General features: G+C 64.2%; 9 protein-coding genes. 5 read left to right on the top strand and 4 right to left on the bottom strand.

Annotation, left to right across the window (positions count from 1 at the left end):
• The first annotated feature begins 461 nt into the window (after nucleotides 1-461).
• Nucleotides 462-1,052, top strand: coding sequence for a response regulator (locus tag ACT53N_RS17890; RefSeq protein ID WP_476065146.1), 591 nt, complete (start codon nucleotides 462-464; stop codon nucleotides 1,050-1,052).
• Nucleotides 1,053-1,177: 125 nt separating this feature from the next.
• Nucleotides 1,178-1,507, top strand: coding sequence for a hypothetical protein (locus ACT53N_RS17895; RefSeq protein ID WP_476065147.1), 330 nt, complete (start codon nucleotides 1,178-1,180; stop codon nucleotides 1,505-1,507).
• 113 nt (nucleotides 1,508-1,620) lie between these two features.
• On the opposite strand, the gene ACT53N_RS17900 is transcribed toward ACT53N_RS17895, so the two are convergent.
• Complete coding sequence (locus ACT53N_RS17900) at nucleotides 1,621-3,096, bottom strand: methyl-accepting chemotaxis protein (RefSeq protein ID WP_476065148.1); 1,476 nt, start codon at nucleotides 3,094-3,096, stop codon at nucleotides 1,621-1,623.
• 1,438 nt (nucleotides 3,097-4,534) lie between these two features.
• Here ACT53N_RS17900 and pcaF point away from each other — a divergent pair.
• The 3 genes from pcaF to ACT53N_RS17915 are packed head-to-tail and all read left to right on the top strand — an operon-like array spanning nucleotide 4,535 to nucleotide 7,694.
• Nucleotides 4,535-5,734 (top strand): 3-oxoadipyl-CoA thiolase, encoded by a 1,200-nt coding sequence (gene pcaF / locus ACT53N_RS17905; protein ID WP_476065149.1) that lies wholly within the window; start codon nucleotides 4,535-4,537, stop codon nucleotides 5,732-5,734.
• Nucleotides 5,734-6,897, top strand: a complete 1,164-nt coding sequence (locus ACT53N_RS17910; protein ID WP_476065150.1) for an acyl-CoA dehydrogenase family protein — start codon at nucleotides 5,734-5,736, stop codon at nucleotides 6,895-6,897. Before pcaF ends, ACT53N_RS17910 begins: the two co-directional genes overlap by 1 nt.
• Nucleotides 6,897-7,694: an HTD2 family dehydratase gene (locus ACT53N_RS17915; RefSeq protein ID WP_476065151.1), complete on the top strand. Its 798-nt coding sequence runs from the start codon at nucleotides 6,897-6,899 to the stop codon at nucleotides 7,692-7,694. The genes ACT53N_RS17910 and ACT53N_RS17915 overlap by 1 nt, the downstream gene beginning before the upstream one ends.
• A 5-nt stretch (nucleotides 7,695-7,699) precedes the next feature.
• Here ACT53N_RS17915 and ACT53N_RS17920 read toward each other — a convergent pair whose 3' ends face one another.
• The 3 genes from ACT53N_RS17920 to ACT53N_RS17930 all read right to left on the bottom strand — a co-directional run bounded on the left by ACT53N_RS17920 (nucleotide 7,700) and on the right by ACT53N_RS17930 (nucleotide 19,729).
• Nucleotides 7,700-10,138, bottom strand: a complete 2,439-nt coding sequence (locus tag ACT53N_RS17920; protein WP_476065252.1) for an FkbM family methyltransferase — start codon at nucleotides 10,136-10,138, stop codon at nucleotides 7,700-7,702.
• Nucleotides 10,117-12,135 (bottom strand): O-linked N-acetylglucosamine transferase, SPINDLY family protein, encoded by a 2,019-nt coding sequence (locus ACT53N_RS17925; RefSeq protein ID WP_476065152.1) that lies wholly within the window; start codon nucleotides 12,133-12,135, stop codon nucleotides 10,117-10,119. Before ACT53N_RS17925 ends, ACT53N_RS17920 begins: the two co-directional genes overlap by 22 nt.
• 154 nt (nucleotides 12,136-12,289) lie before the next feature.
• Nucleotides 12,290-19,729 carry a beta strand repeat-containing protein gene (locus ACT53N_RS17930; protein ID WP_476065153.1) on the bottom strand — a complete coding sequence of 2,480 codons (7,440 nt, stop codon included), beginning with the start codon at nucleotides 19,727-19,729 and terminating at the stop codon, nucleotides 12,290-12,292.
• Between the last annotated feature and the right edge of the window lie 27 nt (nucleotides 19,730-19,756).

Consider the following 19,756-nt stretch of genomic DNA (forward strand, 5'->3'; position numbering starts at 1 on the left):
TGCCACCCACCAACACCAAGGCTCAAATCAACCCAGGACTCTCGTTATCGCTGGATGAGAAACGGGGGTCACGTCACAATCCGTCGCCAAATGAGCGGGCCTGGCCGATGGCGCTCGCCAGCGACCGGTCAGCAGCATTGGACGTGAGTGGATGAATTTCCACCCAATCCCCAATTTGGGCAAAAGCTGAGCCGTTATTGAGAAGCTTTGCTCGACAGATGGATGACGACCAATGACGCCTGCTGTAATATCGACACCTGAAGTGCCAAAAATGCCCCTGCGGCTTACTTTCAAGTCAATCAACAAAGATCGGAATTGGTTTTGAAACCGGCGTTGATTTTCAAGTTCCAATCGCGCCGGAGGCCATCAAATGCAATCGGAAACAGAAGAGAAACCAATTTCCATCGCCTCGCGCCTAAAGATATTTCAGCATTTTGCACGACTAGGGCGGAATATCGCATATGCTCGACAGTAACAAAATTAATCTCGAAAATGCGAGAATATTGATCGCTGATGACAACGAGAATGCGAGAAATATTATTCAAGACATGCTGCAAGCTTTTGGCGCCCGCGAGATCGTCGCGGTAAATGACGGCGTCGAGGCAAAGGCGGCGCTGGCAAAGCAGCAGTTCGATCTCCTGATCACCGATGGCTCGATGCCGGAGTGCGATGGCTATGAACTGGTGCGGTGGCTTCGAAATCGCCCCAGTGACCAGGAACGGATCACGCCGGCAATCATCGTCTCAGCGCACGTGCGCGAGTCTCAGGTGGCTGCTGGTAGAGACTGCGGGGCAAACTACATCATTGCCAAACCGGTGAGCCCGCAAACCCTTCTGGAGCGGATCTTTTACATTACAAAAGATCCGCGCCCGTTCGTTATTGGCGACACCTATGCAGGACCGGACCGGCGCTGGAAGCACCAGGGTCCGCCTGGCGCGACCGAAGGACGGAGGAAGGACGACCTCCCCGCGGAGGTCGGCGCGATCGCCGGCGCAAATCTCAGCGAAAATGAACTCGACAGCCTGATCACACCTCAGAGGGTGACACCTTGAGCGCTATACGCACGATCCGCCAAGCTCCTCGGCTAAGCCAGCTTGTGAAAATGGAGGGCGGCCTCCATGCTCGAACGGCGCTGAGCCAAGCAAAAGCTGCCCAGGGCGCAAACCGGGACGCTCACTTGACGGCGATTGGCCAAAGCCTTGCCTGGATGGGAGAGTGGAGAGCCTTGGAAGAGCCGTCAGTCTCGGACTGGGAAGCGCTTCATGAGGCCAGCGCCGGGATCATTGGACTTTGCGACTCCGAAGCTGACGCCCACCTCCTGCGCGCCGCGCGTCTGCTCTGCGCGTACATTGACCGCGCGCGACATGGGAAATGCTCCAAAGAAATCGGCGCACTTTTCATCAACACGCTAAAGGCGCTCGCGGATCAGGATAGAGATATCGAAACCCGAGCAGCCGTTCTTAGCGGTCTGGAAGCCCTCCTGCCAAAGCAGAACTCAGGCGCATGATGACTAAGCCGCAGTCAAGCTGCGGCGCTGTTGGATTTAACTGAACCCATGAGTTTTTAGATTGGCGGGATTGGGCGCGCCGCTCAATTTCCCAACTGGCGCCCCTCGCGTCTTCAGAACTCGCGCCAGTCGGCCCTCGCGCCACCATTCGACACAAGTCTTGAAGGCGCCGATGTCGGCCTGGACTGAACGTAAGGGCGACCCTCCAGCGCCCCCTGCGCGTTGCGACCGATTTTGAAGTGACCGACCTGTCGGGCCAGGCCCTGAGCCTCGTGACTTAGACTGGCGGCAGCCGCAGTGGCCTGCTCCACCATGGCCGCGTTCTGTTGGGTGACCTGATCCATCTGATTGACGGCTATATTGACTTCACTAATGCCTGTGGATTGTTCCTGGTTTGATCTAGCTATCACTTCGATCAAGTTGTTGATCTCAGCAATTTTACCGACCATGCCTGAAAGCGCAGCTCCGGTTTCGCCAACCAGGCCGACACCCTGGGAAACCTGAGAAGCGCTGGTGGCGATGAGCTTCTTGATTTCTTTGGCCGCATCAGCAGATCGCTGCGCCAAGGCGCGAACTTCTTGAGCAACAACAGCGAAGCCGCGACCAGACTCACCTGCGCGAGCGGCCTCAACGCCAGCATTCAACGCCAACAGGTTAGTCTGGAAGGCGATCTCATCAATCACGCCAATGATCTGATTGATCTCTCCGGAACTACGCTCGATGGCCGCCATGGCAGATACCGCCCGCGCCATGACTTCGCCGGACCTCACCGCCTCAGCCTTAACATCAGAGGTCGTCTTCGCCGCCTGAAGCGCCCCCTCTGCGCTCCGCTTTACGGTTGCGGTGATTTCATCCAGCGCCGCAGCGGTTTGCTCCAGACCCGCAGCCTGCTGCTCTGTCCGGCGCGACAGGTCCTGGGAGGCCGCAGCGATTTCGGCGGAGCCGTTGGTCATTGCGTCCGTCGATCCGGCTACAGCAGCGATGACCTGGCGCAAACTTGCCAAGGCGGTGTTGTAATCACGCTTGATGGCCTCGTATTTTCCTCCGAAATCGATTGCGATTTCAGCCGTGAGATCGCCAGACGCTAGCTTTTGCAGGCAATCTGCAAGCGTTGAAACGACGTGGTCATCCTCCTCGGCTTTCCGGCGGATTGCTTCGTTTTCAAGGCGCTCTGTTTCAACAGCGGTGATGTCATTGGCGAACTTGATGATCTTATAGGGCTTGCCGCTCTCATCGAAGATCGGGTTGTAGGAGCCCTGGATCCACACATCGCGACCGCCCGCGCCGACACGCTGGAATTTGTCCGCGAAGAACTCCCCCGCGCTCAGGCGGCGCCAGAATTCCGCGTAGGCTGCGCTTCGGGCGTAGTCTGGATCTACAAAAAGGCTGTGGTGCCGGCCTTTGATCTCCGACAGGCTGTATCCCATGGTGGCGAGGAAGTTTTCGTTGGCATCGATCAGGTTGCCTGACAGATCGAACTCCACTCGCGCCTGCGAACGATCGATCGCGTTAGTCAAAGCCTGAAACGCGCGGTTTTGGGCCTGCAGTTCGGCGACCGTCCGACGCGTCTTAAAACTCGCAAAGCCCATTTGAGCGCCCCTACCTCTCAGCTTTCCCGGTGGGTCCAGAAGAGTACAGAGAGACTAGAGCTCAAAATCTTAACATTCGTAAACGCAAATCGATCGCTACTCGATCCGAGTACAACTGAGACTTTAGGTTAACTCCACATCACTAATAAGATCTTGATTTGATGCCTATCAAATATAGGTCCCCATTTTGAGGGTGGCTCCACTTCAATCGCGTCAATACACCGCACCATAACCTCTGGCTCTCATTTAATTTTGCGATCTAATGGATGGCCGTCGTCGCCGGCTAAAGAAAGGCGCAATGCGTTGCGCGAACCATTTCGCTGGATGACGGTTCATCAAAGGCCACGACCATGCCCGCAAGGCGATCGAACATCTCGTTCCGGCGAAAATAGCGAACCACGTTTTGCCGCCTTGGCTAACAGGTGTGGTTAATAACCAGTAAATCAACTCATTTTCGCATACAGCGGAAACCCAAAATGCATATAATGTTGGGCATATTCTTATATATTCAATATAATATTCATAAAATATAAAATATAAATTACATTTATAAACTGCAAAATACTAGAGCAATTGATATAGTTAAGACCTGCTTGGGATTTCAAGAGCAATAATCAATTAAAATTGATAATAATCTTTATTATAATCTTATATTTAAAAATTTAGACAGCTTATTCGAAAATAATATATCGCTCTCCCAGGAATACGATTGCCCCTCAATGCTCTTAAATCAACGCGCCGAAGAACCTACCTGAAAGCAGCGACTTTCAACGTCCGCCTCGAGATGAGGCCCTCATGATCGTGAGCGGTGGCGTTGGACAGAAATAGGACCCGCCGATCGGCACCGCCCTCCCCTTCTCCGAGTTAGCCTAGCAATGGCCCACAGGTTCACTCTGCGGGCCATGTCTCCAGGTACAGGCACACGGCATCCGCAACTCTAACCATGCTGGTCGCACCCATTGTTGCGGCAACTTACGTCCAGCTTTAACTCAGCGAACTGCTGCAAAGCACTCCCTCTCAGCGAGGGGCAGGGCCTTTCCGAGCCAGCGCAAATGGAGTGCCCCCCCCCCTTTCCACCAGAGCGATCGAGGCCCCTCGACCACGCTAATGGTTGCTCGCTCCCGACGGTTGGGAATTTCGATGTAACCCTTTGATTATCTTACAGCCGGAAAAGTACCTGTTGGGAAAAATTCCGTGGAAAAACAATGACGATCTCCTGACTCTTAATCAGCGGGTCCAAGGTTCGAATCCTTGTACACCCACCATTCTCTCTAAAAATCAGTAGGTTGGATGAGGCCGCGCAAGCGGCCGAGCGCCGCCGCTTGCGGAAATTGACAGGGCCCTGAATGGTGCTGCTCCGCCCCTGCTCCCGAAAACCATTGAGGCTCCGACCTCGCGCATCTAACAAGTGTTTGATCGCGATGATGGGAGAGCTCGCATGACCGCCGCCTATATCTGTGACGGGATCCGCACCCCGATCGGTCGCTACGGCGGGTCGCTCTCGAAGGTGCGCGCGGACGACCTCGCGGCGATCCCGCTGAAGGCCCTGGCCGCCCGGAACCCGAACCTCGACCTCGCTGCGATCGACGAGGTGGTGCTGGGCAGCGCCAATCAGGCCGGCGAAGACAACCGCAATGTCGCCCGCATGGCGCTGCTGCTGGCTGGCTATCCCGTCTCGGTTCCCGGGGTAACGGTAAACCGCCTCTGCGCCTCGGGCCTGGAGGCCGTCGGCTACGCCGCCCGCGCCATCGCCTCGGGTCACAACGATCTCGTCTTCGCCGGCGGGGTCGAGAGCATGAGCCGCGCGCCGTTCGTGATGGGCAAGGCCGATAGCGCCTTCTCCCGCAACGCCGAGATCTTCGACACCACCATTGGCTGGCGCTTCATCAACCCCGCCATGCGCAAGCTCTACGGCGTCGACTCTATGCCCGAGACGGCTGAGAACGTCGCTGACGACTGCGGCGTCAACCGCCAGGACCAGGACGCCTTCGCGCTGCGCAGCCAAGCCCGCGCCGCAGCCGCCCAGGCAAGCGGCTTCCTGGCCGGCGAGATCACGCCCGTCGAGATCCCTGGCAAGGCGGGTCCGACGCTCGTGGATCGCGACGAACACCCGCGCGAGACCACGATGGAGGCCCTGGCCAAGCTGAAGCCGATCGTTCGCGAGGGCGGCACGGTCACGGCCGGCAACGCCTCGGGCGTCAATGACGGTGCGGTGGCCCTGATCATCGCCTCCGAGGACGCGGTGAAGCGCCATGGCCTGACGCCGCGCGCCCGGATCACCGGCTACGCCACCGCCGGCGTCGAGCCGCGCGTGATGGGCATCGGCCCAGTTCCCGCCGTCCGCAAGCTCCTGGCCAAAACCGGCCTCTCGATCGGCGACTTCGACGCGGTCGAGCTGAACGAAGCCTTCGCCGCCCAGGGGCTGGCGGTCTTGCGCCAGCTAGGCCTGCCCGACGACGGCGCGCACGTGAACGCCAATGGCGGCGCCATCGCTCTGGGCCATCCGCTGGGCGCATCGGGCGCTCGCCTGGTGCTCACCGGACTGCGCCAGCTGGAAGCCACTGGCGGCAAGCGGGGTCTCGCCACCCTCTGCATTGGCGTTGGCCAGGGCGCGGCCTTGGCGTTCGAGCGCGTCTGATGTCCCTGGCCGATCCGGAACTGATCGAGGCCCTGCGCCACACGGTGCGGGCCCTGTGCCGCGACTTCCCTCCGTCCTATTGGCGGGGGCTGGATCGTGAAAAGGCCTATCCGACCGACTTCGTGGCGGCGATGACGAAGGCGGGCCTCCTTGGCGTTCTGATCCCGGAGGAATACGGCGGCGGCGGACTTGGCCTGACGGCGGCGGCGGCGATCCTGGAAGAAGTCCACGCCAGCGGCGGCAACGCCGCAGCCCTCCACGCCCAGATGTACACGATGGGGACTGTGCTGCGGCATGGCTCGACAGCGCAGAAGGAAACCTGGCTGCCCCGCATCGCCGACGGTTCGATCCGGCTGCAGGCCTTCGGCGTCACCGAGCCCACGGCCGGCACCGACACGACCTCGATTTCGACCTTCGCCCGCCGCGAGGGCGACACCTATGTGATCAACGGCCAGAAGGTCTGGACCAGCCGAGCCGAGCACTCCGACCTGATGGTGCTGTTGGCTCGCACCACCCCCAAGGACCAGGTGACGCGCAAGGCGGACGGCCTTTCGGTGTTCCTGGTCGACATGCGCGCGGCGCTCGGCAAGGGCCTGACGATCAAGCCGATCGCCACCATGCTGAACCACGCCACGACCGAGGTGTTCTTCGACAATCTCGTGATCCCCGCCGACAGCCTGATCGGCGAGGAAGGCAAAGGCTTCCGCTACATCCTCGACGGCATGAACGCCGAGCGCATCCTGATCGGGGCCGAGTGCCTGGGCGACGCCGCCTGGCTGATCGGCAAGGCCCGCGACTACGCCAACAGCCGCGTGGTGTTCGGACGCCCGATCGGCCAGAACCAAGGCGTGCAGTTCCCGATCGCCCGCGCCTACGCCCAGACCCACGCCGCGCGGCTGACCATCTATGACGCCGCCGCGCGCTATGACGCTGGCCAGCCCTGCGGCGAACAGGCCAATATCGGCAAGATGCTGGCCTCCGAGGCCTCGTGGGCGGCGGCCGACACGTGCCTGCAGACCCACGGCGGCTTTGGCTTCGCTGAGGAGTACGACATCGAGCGCAAGTTCCGCGAGACGCGCCTCTATCAGGTGGCCCCGATCTCGACGAACCTGATCCTGGCCTATGTCGCCGAGCACGTGCTTGGCCTGCCGCGCTCCTACTGATGACGTCGTACGCGGACTGGATCGGGAGAACCCGCCGCAGGACCGCCGTGCTGGAGGCCTCGGACCTCGCGAGGCTGGCCGCGCTGCTGAACCGGGACGCGCCCACTGAAGTTACACCGGCTTGGCATTGGGCCTGCCTGGCCGAACCCGTGTCACGCGCGGATCTGGGCCCCGATGGTCACCCGCGTCGAGGCTTGTTTCTGCCACCGATCGAAGCGCCGCGCCGGATGTTCGCCTCGGCCGATATGAGGTTCTCCGGCGTCCTGGCGGCGGGCGCGGAGACCGAGCTCACCGAGACGATCGCTAATATCGAGGAAAAGCCGGGCGCCAGCGGTCCCCTCACCTTCGTCACCGTCGATCGCCAGATGTCCCAGGCGGGCGTGGTGTGTGTGGCCGAGCGGCAGACCCTCGTCTACACCAGCGCGCCACCAGCGCCGCGGGTGGCGGACGACGCTCCACCCGCGGCGGCCGAGTGGCACCAGGACAACGCTACCGATCCGGTGTTGCTGTTCGCCTTTTCAGCGGCCACGTCCAACAGCCATCGCATCCACTACGACCAGACCTATGCGACGCAGGTCGAGGGCTATCCGGGCCTGGTCGTGCATGGCCCATTGATCGCTTTGCTGCTGCTGGACGCCATGCCCCGCCAAGCGATCAGCCGTTTCTCGTTCCGGGCGCTGAAGCCCGCCTTCGCCGGCGAGACGGTCACGGTGGAAGGGCGCCGGACAGACGACGGCGCGGATCTTTGGGCCCGATCCGGCGACGCCATCCTGATGCGGGCCCGCGTCGCGTTCTGAGCGCCCTACTCCTCCAGCGTCGACGTATCGAAGCCGTGATACAGCGACAGGAAGCGGAACGGATGGCCCGGCACGTACTCGCTGAACATCACGTTGTTGATGTCGCTGAGGGTGTCGAAGGCGCCGATCTTCGCGGTCGGGACCTGCAGCGCCAGATGATGACGCGCGAGATTCAAGGCGACCTGGTCAATCCAGCGGGTGACCGTCTCTCGCGAAAGGCGCTCATCGAGATAGGCGCGCAGCCAGCGCAGCATGATCGTCGTCGCTGGCGTGGGGCGCGCCAAGAGCAGGTTGGCCGTGATGCGCGAGCCCGCCTGGGTGTTGCGCTCGTTCTCGTTGAGAACGAAGTCGGCGTCACGCCACTGATCCAGCAGGTCCTCGACGCCCCGCTGCAGCAAAAGGTCGATGTCGGAGACGAATACGGGCCTCTGCAGCAGATCGAGCAATCCGCCCAGACGCTGAAAACGCACTGACTGATAGTGCGCGACGGGGATCTCGATCAGCCCCTTGGGCGGCGCTTCATAGCACCGGGTGGTGACCGCCGAGGCGTCGAAGGCGTCGCCGGTGAAGATGAGGCGAGTATCGCTCACGCTGACGGTTGCGGCGGCGTCCGCGAGACGCTCGGCGCCGCCGATCACATGGATCACGACCAGGAACGGCACATCGCTGTGTTTGATGACCGACAAGGCCAGCCAGCGCGCATAGAGCTCAACATAACGCGCGTCGGCGGCGGCGAAAAATAAGACCTGCGCTCCCAGCGCGTCGGCGTGCGCCTTCAGCCCCGCAGCGTCGAGCGTGAGGCCGTCGCCGGTCAGGAAGGTCTGGGGTCCATCATCGATCGCCTGAGGCGTGGGCGCGTCCAGCTCGGCGCTCGTCAGCGCCTCCATGACCACTCGATAGTGGATCACCCAGTCGCGCCATTCCGGCGACGGCGGCTCGACCTGCAGCGCCGCCGCCTCGTCTAGCAACGCTTCGAAAAGCCCCAGGCGCTCTGTGGTCAACGGCTCGCAGAGGATCAGGCTGACGGCGTCATGATAGTATTTCATGCGCCCAAGAGGATGCAGGCCGGAATTGGTGTCCCTTGCGGCGCCCATAGCCTTGGCCAACTCGGCCGCGACATTGAGCGGCGGCTCAACCTCGGGGACAACCGCCGTGTCCTCAGCGCTCACGCCCTCGAAGAAGCGCCCAAGCAGCGCCCTGGCCGCCTCCTGGGCCGGGAGGACGCCCTCCCCTGCCAGGATCTCGTAGCGCAGCCCGCCGCGCCAGCCGACCTGGAGTTCGAAGCGGTCGGTCGCCAGTCTCCACTGCGCTTCGCCCGGAAAGGTCATGCGCTCGACGAGCAGTGTCTTGGGCGCCATGACGAGGACGCCCTGGTCATTGTCCACGCCCCACCGGTGGTGAGCGAAACCGCGATGCGCGCCCTCGACCTGCAGAACTTCGAGATAGCGCGAGGGCGTCGTGATCCAGCCGGCTTCGGCGATCAGGGGCAGACGCTCCAGCAGAATCGAGGGACGGGCGAGGGTCTGGAGGACATGCGGGGCGACCGCGTAGTCGAAGCGCCCCTCTCGCGCCACCTGCGCCAGCAGGGCGCGATACGTGTCCGGGTCGGAGAGATCGCCCGCATGCGCTCCCGAGAAACCGCCGAGCGTGGCGTCGCGCAGATCCTCCGGCCAACCTAGCGGACCACCGCCGATCAGCAGAACCCGGAAGCTCGGATCCTGAGCCTTGCGCCCCCGCAGGTGGGCGACCAGTTCGCCCAGCGCGTTCAGCCCCGTGAGCTGGCCAAACTGCGAGGGCCGCGCCGCCCGACGTTGGAACAGGAAATCCAGCTGCAGCAGCCCGCCATCCCGCACGCCGCGCAGACGGTGGAAGTCGGTGACATCGGCCGGCACGAACCCCATCAGGCGAAGCTGCTCGAACACCAGCTCGGCCGGCGGCGCGCCCTCGTTAAAGTTGACCACCGAGATTTCGAGCAGGATGTAGTCGGCTTGGCGCAGGATGGTCTCGCCGCCGTGCAGGACGTCCAGCTCCGCGCCCTGGGTGTCGATCTTGACGAAATCGAAGCGGCGGCCCGCCAGAAGGTCGTCCAGCCGCGCCTTGGGCACCACCCGCCGGATCATCACGTCGTCGCGAAAGAAGTCCGTGTTCTCGCGATAGAGCGATGTGCCGGTCGACTGTAGCCACTCCTTGGTCAGGAACAGCTCGGCCTCGCCGTTCTCGCGCGAGGCGGCGACCATGTGCCGTTCGAAGGGCATGGCCGCGAGATCAGCCTCGCAAAACGGATTGGGCTCGACCAGCGTCGGCGTGCAGTCCGGAAACACCTGCAGGAAGCCGCGCGTGAAGCTGCCGATGTGGGCGCCGATGTCGAGCATCGTACGCGGCGCATAGCCATCCAGCTTGAGGGCCTGCAGTTGCTCGCGATTCACCGGCCCTCGCCTTCCCAGAGTCGACCGTCGGGGGCCATGGCCTTGACGGCGTGGCGGCGCGCCAGCTCGCGACGATAGACGCCGTGGAGATCCGGCTCGCTCTGCGCTTCGCGATCATCGCGATCGAGCAAGAGCCCCACGTCCAGATAGGTCGCTAGATTGGCAAGGTTGGGTCGGGGGCGAAGGCCAGCCTGATGCTCGGCGATCATCTCGCCGTAGAGCGTCTCCAGCTTGTCCGCCAACAGGTCCATGTCGAACAGGACGCAGGTGTCGCGATTGGCCTCCAGCGTCGCGCGTAGGGCCAGAGCGCGAGCGCGATCAGAGCCGATCTCGACGGCCTTTTCGACATAGGCCTGCGCACTGTCGACGACCAGTTCGGGCAGGCCGGCGCTGCGCACCAGGCTGCCGCAGACCCGCGAGGCGAACGAGCGGCCCGACCAGGTCAGGACCGGCACCGCCATCCATAGGGCGTCCGAGGCCGTGGTGTGAGCGCCATACGGCGTCGTGTCCAGGAACAGGTCGGCGAGCCGGTAGCGGGCCAGGTGGAAGGCGTTCTGCATCTTCGGTGCGAAGATCAGGCGCTGCCTGTCGACGCCCCGCGCCTCGGCGACGTCGCGCAGGCGGGCGTTGGTCTCTGGATTGCTGTCGAGCAGCCAAAGCACGCTGCCCGGCGTGCGCTTGAGGATCTCCATCCAACGGTCGAAGACGTGGGGAGTGATCTTCTGCGTGCCGTTGAAGCAGCAGAAGACAAAGCCGTCTTCAGGCAAGCCCGCCTCTGTCCGCCTCGGGACCTCGCTGGCCACGATCCGCCGACGGTCATTGGGCTGGTAGCAGGGTATCCGGCGAACGGCTTCGGAGTAGTAGAGCTCCATCTCAGGCGGGATGATCCACGGATCGGCGATGATGTAGTGGTGATAGTCACTGCCCATCGTGCCCGGATAGCCCAGCCAGTTGACGATGATCGGCGCGGGCCGCCGCGCGAAGACGGCCGTGCGGGCGTCGCGGGTATGACCGTTCACATCGACCAGGATGTCGATCCCGTCGTCGACGATCCGCTGTGCGGCCTCGTCGTCGCTCATCGGCCGGATGTCGATGAAATGCTCCGCCGCCGCCCGGATGCGGGTGTTGAGACCGTCGCTGGACTCGGGTCCGCAGTAGTAGGCGAAGACCTCGACCTTCGACTTGTCATGGACCTCGAAAAGCTCGGCCATAAGATAACCGACGGCGTGGTCCCGCAGGTCGGATGAGATGTAGCCGATCCTTGGACGACGCCCCGCCAGGTCGATGGACGCATCGCGGCGGTCACTTCGGATCTGCTCGGCGGAGGTCTTGGCTTCGCGCTCGATAAAGCGGTTGGCGGCCCCGAGCTGCAAGAGCGGGTCGTCTGAATAGGCCGCGACCGACAGCGGATTTACGCCGGTGAGCAGGGTCGCGCGGCTCAAACGCTCGGTCGGCTGGACAGCGGGCCATTTGCACTGCGCCAGACGATTGGCGACAAGTTGGCCGATGACGTCCATGGCGTGCGGATCGATGTCCGCGGCGCGTTGCAGGGCAAGCTCGGCCCGGGCGGGTTGATGCATCTCGCCCAGCAGGCGCGCGATCTGCTTGAGGCAGGTGAACGCGTAGCCTGCGCCGACACCATTGAGGATGATCGGGCGATTGGCCCCGGCCTCCCACGTCGCGATCGCCAGTTCGGTGAGTCCCGCCCGCTCCTGTATCCCGCCGAGGTTCACATAGGCGGGCATGAAGTCCGGGTGGATGGCGATCGCACGCTCAAGCGAAGCCGCCGCCCCCGCGCTGTCCCCGAGCGCCGCCTGCAGCACGGACCGATTGAACAGGGCGACGCAGAGTTGAGGATGCTCGGCGTTGAACTGGATCCAGATCTTGTAGGCCTGATCTGCGATGGCGGGCTGCCCCTGCGCGCCAAGCTCGGTCGCAAGTGTGATGACATCGCCCAGCGGGCAGCCGTCTGCGGTCAGTTTGGTGAGCATGTCCAAGGTGTCGAGGTCGGCCATTGTCTTCCTGAAACCGAAGGGCGGCGGCCAGGCGCAAGGAAACGCAGCGCGCGAGTCGGCCGAACGCGATCATGGCATGGGGGCATAAACTCGACCATCGGCCGAGCTACTATCCGCCGCCAGCGTTCGAAGACGCCGGCGGCGGATGTCAGGATCAGGTGACGGTCAGGTACGAAACGACCTGGGCGTCGCTCAGGCTTTGCACCTGAGTGGCGGTCAGGGCGTTGGCCTGGGTGCTGGTCATCGCCTCGATATTGGTGGTCGAGAGATAGTCCAGCTGCGTCGTCGTCAGGCCGGTCAGCTGAGTGGTCTGCAGCTGTCCGATCTGGGTGGTGGTCAGGCTGTCGATCACCGTGGTGGTCAGAGCGCCAAGTTGCGTCGAGGTCAGCGCGCCGATCTGCGTGGCGTCGAGGTCCGCCACATCGGTCGAGCTGAGGCCCTTGAGCTGCGTGGCGGTGAGACCCTTGATCTGGGTCGTCGACAGCGCTGCGGTCTGGGTGGCGTCCAGCGCGGAGAGGTTGGTCGCAGACAGGGCCCCGAGCTGCACCGTGCTGAGCGCGGCGATCTGGGTGTCGGCGAACTGGCCGATATCCGTCGTGGTCAGGCCCGCCAACTGGGTCGTGCCTAGGCCCTTCACCTGCGTGCTCGTCAGCGCGCCGACCTGGGTGGCGTCCAGCGTCGAGAACGCCGTGACGGTCAGGGCGCCCAACTGCGAGCTGCTCAATGCGGCGAGCTGGGTGGTGCTGAGCTGCTGCGCCTGGGTCGTGGCCAAGGCGCTGATGTGCGAGTTGGTCAACGCGCCAACCTGGGTTCCGGCCAGCTCGCCGATATCCGTCGTCGACAGACCCTTCACCTGGTCGACGCTGAGACCCTTGACCTGCGTCACGGTCAAAGCCGCCATCTGGGTGGCGTCCAGGGCCGAAAGGTTGGTCGTGGACAGCGCCAGCAGTTGGCTGGGAGCCAGGGCCGCAATCTGGGTGTCGGCCAGTTCGCCGATATCCGTGGTCGTCAGGCCCTTGAGTTGATCCACGGTCAGACCCTTGACCTGCGTCGTGGTCAGGGCGGCGACCTGGGTGGCGTCCAGCGCGGAGACATTGGTCGAGGACAGCGCCGCGATCTGGGCGGCCGACAGGGCGGCGACCTGGGTGTCGGCCAGCTCGCCGATATCGGTGGTGGTCAGCCCCTTGAGCTGCGTCGCGGTCATGCCCTTGAGCTGCGTGGTGCTCAGGGCGGCGACTTGGGTGCCGTTCAGCGTCGAGAAGCCGGTGGCCGTCAGCGCGCCCAGCTGGGTCGAGCTCAACGCCCCCACCTGGGTGTCGGCCAGATCCGAGACGTTGGTGGTGGTGAGGCCCGCCAGTTGGCCGACGGTCAGCCCCTTGACCTGGGTCGTCGTGAGGGCGCCGACCTGAGTGGCGTCCAGCAGGCTGAAGTTGGTCGCCGAGATCGCGCCGATCTGCGTGGCCGACAGACCGCCGATCTGGGTGGTCGACAGCTCCTGGATCTGGGTCGAGGCCAGCGCCGCGACCTGGGCCGCCGACAGAGCGCCGACCTGGGTGGCCGAGAGCTCGTCGATGTCCGTCACCGACAGGCCCTTGAGCTGCGTCGTCGACAGCGCCTGGATCTGGGTGTTGCTCAGCGCCGCGACCTGGGTGTCCGCGAGCGCAGAGATGTTGGTCGCCGACAGGCTCTTCAGCTGATCCGCGGTCAAAGCCGTGATCTGGGTGGTCGAGAACTCACTGATGTCAGTGGTGCTCAAGCCCTTCACCTGGGTTGCGGTCAGACCCTTGATCTGCGTCGCCGACAGAGCCGCGACCTGGGTCTCGTTCAGAGCGGAGAAGCCCGTGTCCGTCAGAGCGCCAAGCTGGGTCGCGCTCAGGGCGCCCACTTGGGTGTCGGCCAGTTCGCCAATGTCGGTGGTGGTCAGGCCCTTAAGCTGCGTGGCGGTAAGACCCTTGATCTGGGTCGTCGTCAGCGCCGCCACCTGGGTGGCGTCCAGAGCCGAGAAGGCCGTGGCCGTCAGGGCGCCCAGCTGCGTCGCGCTCAAGGCGCCCACCTGGGTGTCGGCAAGCTGGCCGACATCCGTGGTCGTCAGGGCGGTCAGCTGGCTGTTGGTGAGCCCCTTGACCTGCGTCGTCGTCAGGGCGCCGACCTGCGTGGCGTCCAGGGCCGAGAAGGCCTGGGTGGTCAGCGCGCCAACCTGCGTAGCGCTCAACGCGCCCAGCTGGGTGGTCGACAGCGTCTGAGCCTGGGTCGTCGCGAGGGCTGCAAGTTGCGACGTCTGCAGCGCCGCGATCTGGGTGTCGGCGAGGTCGCCCACATCCGTTGTGCTCAGGCCCTGGATCTGGGTGTTGGTCAGCCCCTTGATCTGCGTCGCCGTCAGGGCCGCAGACTGAGTGGCCGACAGCGCCGAGATGTTGGTGGTCGACAGGTTCTTGATCTGGTCGGCCGTCAACGCCGCCACCTGGGTGTCGGCCAGTTCGCCGATATCCGTGGTGGTCAGGTTCTTCAGCTGATCCGCCGTCAGCCCCTTGATCTGGGTCGTCGTGAGCGCGCCAACCTGGGTCGCGTCCAGCGCCGAGAAGCCGGTCGTCGTCAGGGCGCCGATCTGCGAGGCGCTGAGCGCGCTGAGCTGAGTCGTCGCCAGCTCACCGATGTCGGTGGTGGTCAGCCCCTTCAGTTGCGTCGCCGTCAGCCCCTTGACCTGCGTCTCGCTCAAAGCCCCCACCTGGGTGGCGTTGAGAGTCGAGAAGCCCGTCGCCGTTAGGGCTCCAAGCTGCGTGGCCGACAAGGCGGCAACCTGGGTGTCAGCCAAATTGCCAACGTTCGTGGTCGACAGGTTCTTCAGCTGATCCGCCGTCAGGCCCTTGACCTGAGTGGTGCTGAGCGCCCCGACTTGGGTGGCGTCGAGCTGGTTCAGGTTGGTCGTCGAGATCGCCGCCACCTGGGTGGCCGCCAGACCGCCGATCTGAGTGGTCGACAGCTCCTGGACCTGGGTCGTGGCCAGCGCTCCGATCTGCGCCGCCGACAGCGCGCCGATCTGGGTCGCCGAGAGCTCGTCGATGTCGGTGACCGACAGCCCCTTCAGCTGGGTCGCTGACAGCGCCTGGATCTGGGTGTTGGAGAGAGTCGCAACCTGCGTATCGGCCAGGGCCGAGATGTTGGTCGCCGACAGGTTCTTGAGCTGATCGCTCGTCAGCGCCTGGATCTGAGTGGTCGAGAACTCACCGATGTCGGTGGTCGTCAGACCCTTGAGTTGATCGGCGCTGAGCCCCTTGATCTGCGTCGCGCTCAAGGCGGCCAGTTGCGTCGCGTCCAGCGCCGAGAAGCCGGTCGCCGTTAGGGCGCCGAGCTGGGTCGCCGTCAGGGCGGCCACCTGGGTGTCGGCCAGTTGGCCGATATCGGTGGTGGTCAGGCCCTTAAGCTGAGTGGCGGTGAGGCCCTTGATCTGGGTGCTCGACAGCGCCGCCACCTGCGTGGCGTCCAGCGCCGAGAAGCCCGTCGCCGACAGCGCGCCCAGCTGGGTCGCTGTCAAGGCGGCCACTTGGGTGTCGGCCAACTCGCCGATGTCCGTCGTCGTCAGCGCGGTCAGCTGGCTGGTCGTCAGACCCTTGAGCTGGGTCGCGTTCAGCGCAGAGACCTGAGTGGCGTCCCACGCCGAGAACTTGGTCGGGCCGATGGCGCCGATCACCGTGGAGCTGAGGCCCGAGATCTGGGTGGTCGTCAGGTCCTCGACATTCAGCGCCGTGATCTGCGCCGACGACAGCGCAGCGATCTGCGTATCGGCAAGGTCGCTAATGTCGGTGGTCGTCAGCCCGGCCAGTTGAGTGTTCGTCAGGCCCTTGATTTGGGTGATGGTCAGGGCGGCTGTCTGGGTGGCGTCCAGAGCAGACAGGTTGGTGGACGACAGGTTCTTGATCTGATCGGCCGTCAAGGCGGCGATCTGGGTGTTGGCCAGCTCCGCCACGTCAGTGGTTGCGAGGCCTTTGATCTGGTCCGCCGTGAGGCCCTTGATCTGGGTGGCGTTCAGCACGCTGATCTGGGTGGCGTCGAAGGCCGAGAAGTTCGTCGCCGACAGAGCCCCGATCTGCGCCGTTGAAAGCGCCGACAGCTGCGTGCTCGAGAGCTCGCCGATGTCGGTGATCGTGAGCCCCTTCAGCTGCGTCGCCGTCACGCCCTTGATCTGGGTCTCGGTGATAGCGCCGACCTGGGTGGCGTCCAGCGCCGAGAAGTTCGTGGCGTTCAGTGCGCCGAGTTGGCTGGCCGAAAGCGCCGCCACCTGGGTGTCGGCCAGATTAGCCACATTCGTCGTGTTGAGCGCCGCCAGTTGGCTGGTCGTCACGCCCTTGATTTGGGTCGCCGTCAAAGCGCCGAACTGGGTGGCGTCCAGCAGGCTGAAGTTCGTTGCGGTGATCGCGCCGATCTGGGTCGAGGAGAGGCCGCCGATCTGGGTGGTGGACAGCTCCTGCACCTGGGTCGAGGCTAGGGCCGTGATCTGGGCCGCTGACAAGGCGCCGACCTGGGTGGCCGACAGCTCGTCGATGTCGGTTGTCGTCAGCCCCTTGAGCTGGGTCGTCGACAGGGCCTGGACCTGGGTGTTGCTCAGCGCGGAGATCTGGGTCTGGCTCAGCGCCGAGACGTTCGTCGCCGACAGGTTTTTGATCTGATCGGCCGAAAGCGCCGCGACCTGGGTGTCGGCCAGTTCGCCGATGTCCGTGGTCGTCAGGCCCTTGATCTGGTCGGCCGTGAGCCCCTTCACCTGGGTCGTGGTCAGCGCCGCGACCTGGGTTTCGTTCAGGGCCGAGAAGCCGGTCGCCGTCAGCGCTCCCAGCTGGGTGGCGCTCAGGGCGCCCACCTGGGTGTCACCGAGCTCACCTATGTCGGTGGTCGTCAAACCCTTGAGCTGCGTCGTGGTCAGGCCCTTGACCTGGGTTGTGCTCAGGGCGGCGGTCTGGGTGGCGTCCAGCGCCGAGAAGGCGGTGGGCGTCAGCGCGCCGATCTGGGTCGAAGCCAGCGCCGCCAGCTGCGTCGTCGCCAGTTCGCCGATGTCCGTCGCGGTCAACCCGCCGAGCTGAGCCGTGGTCAGGCCCTTGATCTGGGTTTCATTGAGCGCCCCGACCTGGGTCGCGTCGAACGCCGAGAAGTTCGTCGCCGACAGGGCCCCCACTTGAGACGCGCTCAGAGCGCCGACCTGGGTGGTCGACAGGCTCTTGACGTTGGTCAGGCTCAGGGCCGTGATCTGCGAGGTGGCCAGGGCGGCGATCTGCGTGTCGGCCAGCTCGCCGATATCCGTCGTCGTCAGGCCCTGCAATTGGGTCGTCGTGAGACCCTTGACCTGGGTGGCGCTGAGCGCCGCGACCTGCGTCTGGCTGAGCGCCGAGACATTGGTGGCCGACAGGTTCTTGATCTGGTCGGCGGTCAGGGCGGCGATCTGCGTATCGGCGAGCTCGCCGATATCCGTCGTCGTCAACCCCTTGAGTTGGTCAGCCGTCAGGCCCTTGATTTGCGTGGTGGTCAGCGCAGCCGTCTGGGTGGCGTCCAGCGCCGACAGATTCGTGGCCGTCAACGCGCCCAGTTGCGCGGTCGACAGTGACGCCAGCTGGGTGGTCGCCAGTTCGCTGATGTCGGTAGTGGTCAGACCCTTGAGCTGAGTGGCGGTCAGGCCTTTGACTTGGGTCTCGCTCAGAGCGGTGACCTGGGTGCTGTTCAGCGTCGAGAAGCCCGTCGCCGTCAAGGCGCCAAGCTGGGTCGACGACAGCGCCGCGACCTGGGTGTCGGCCAGATTGCTGACATTGGTGGTCGTCAGCCCGGACATCTGGGCGTTCGTCAGGCCCTTGATCTGAGTGCTGGTCAGCGCGCCCAGCTGGGTGGCGTCGAGCAGGCTCAGGTTCGTCGGGGTCAGCGCGCCGACCTGCGCGGACGACAGCCCGCCGATCTGCGTCGTCGAGAGCTCTTGAACCTGCGTCGAGGCCAGGGCGCCGATCTGCGCCGTCGTCAGAGCGCCGACCTGCGTGGCGGACAACTCTTCGATGTCGGTGACCGACAGACCCTTGAGCTGGGTCGTGGTCAGGCCCGCGACCTGCGTGTTGGTCAGGGCCGACACTTGGGTCTGGCTCAGCGCCGAGACGTTCGTCGCCGACAGGTTTTTCAGTTGATCCGCGGACAGAGCCGCGACCTGCGTGTCAGCCAGTTCGCCGACATCCGTGGTCGTTAGGCCCTTCAACTGATCCGCCGTCAGCCCCTTGATCTGGGTCACCGACAGCGCCGCAGCCTGGGTGGCGTCAAGCGCAGAGATGTTCGTGGCGGTGACGCCCGCCAACTGGCTCGTGGCCAGAGCGCCGATCTGGGTGTCGGCCAGCTCACCGATATCCGTCGTCGTCAGCCCTTTGAGCTGCGTCGTCGTGAGACCCTTGACCTGGGTGGTCGACAGCGCCGCAACCTGCGTGGCGTCCAGCGCCGAGAAGGCGGTCGCGGAAATGGCTCCCAACTGCGTCGCGGACAGCGCCGCGATCTGCGTGTCCGCAAGCTCACCAACATCGGTCGTGGTCAGTGCGGCCAGTTGAGCAACCGTCAGCCCTTTGACCTGCGTCTCGGTGAGAGAGCCGACCTGCGTGGCGTTCAACGCCGAGAAATTCGTAGCGCTCAGCGCGGCGACCTGGGTCGAGGCCAGGACCGCGAGCTGGGTCGTCGAGAGCTGCTGAGTCTGCGTGGTCGCCAGCGCGCCGATCTGCGCCGTGCTGAGCGCGCCGACTTGCGTGTCGGCCAACTCGCCAATGTCGGTGGTGGTCAGCCCCTTGATCTGGTCGATCGTGACGCCCTTGACCTGCGTCACGGACAGCGCGCCCACCTGGGTCGCGCTCAGCGCCGAGAAGTTCGTCGCCGACAGCGCGCCGACCTGCGCTGCGGAGAGCGCTGCGACCTGGGTCGTCGCCAGCTCACCGATATCGGTGGTGGTCAGACCCTTGAGCTGGGTCGTCGACAGCGCCGCGACCTGGCTTGTGCTGAGCGCGCCCACCTGTGTCGCATCGAGCGCCGACAGGTTGGTGACGCTGAGCGCGGCGACGCGGTCGGCCGAAAGCGCCGCAACCTGGGTTCCCGCAAGCTCGGCGATATCTGTGGTCGTCAGCCCCTTGATCTGGCTGGCCGTCAGCCCTTTGACCTGGGTTTCATTGAGTTCGCCGACCTGGGTGGCGTCCAGACCCGAGAAGTTGGTCGCCGAAAGCGCGCCGAGCTGCGTCGCGCTCAGAACAGCGATGTGGGAGGTGTCGAGCGCCGCCAGCTGGGTGGAGGTCAGCGCGGAAACCTGCTGGGTGGAGAGCTGCGTCAGTTGGGTGACGTCGAAGACCACCGAAGTTGCAAACTTCGGGATCTGGGTGGCCGTCAGCGCCTTGACCTGGGTGGTCGAGAGGGCGGCGACCTGAGTATCGGCGAGCGCGCCGATGCCGGTCGCGCTGATCGCGGCGATCTGTGTGCCGTTGAGGGACTGAATGTCCGTGGTCGTCAGACCCTGGATCGCGGTGACCGAAAGGGCCGAGATCTGCGCGGCGGAAAGACTGGAGATCGCCATTCGTCCATCCTTGCTGGTGGACGCCCCCAACGCGCGTCCGAGCAATGTTTAGACGCC

It is taken from the genome of Caulobacter sp. DMC95 (assembly GCF_056313785.1).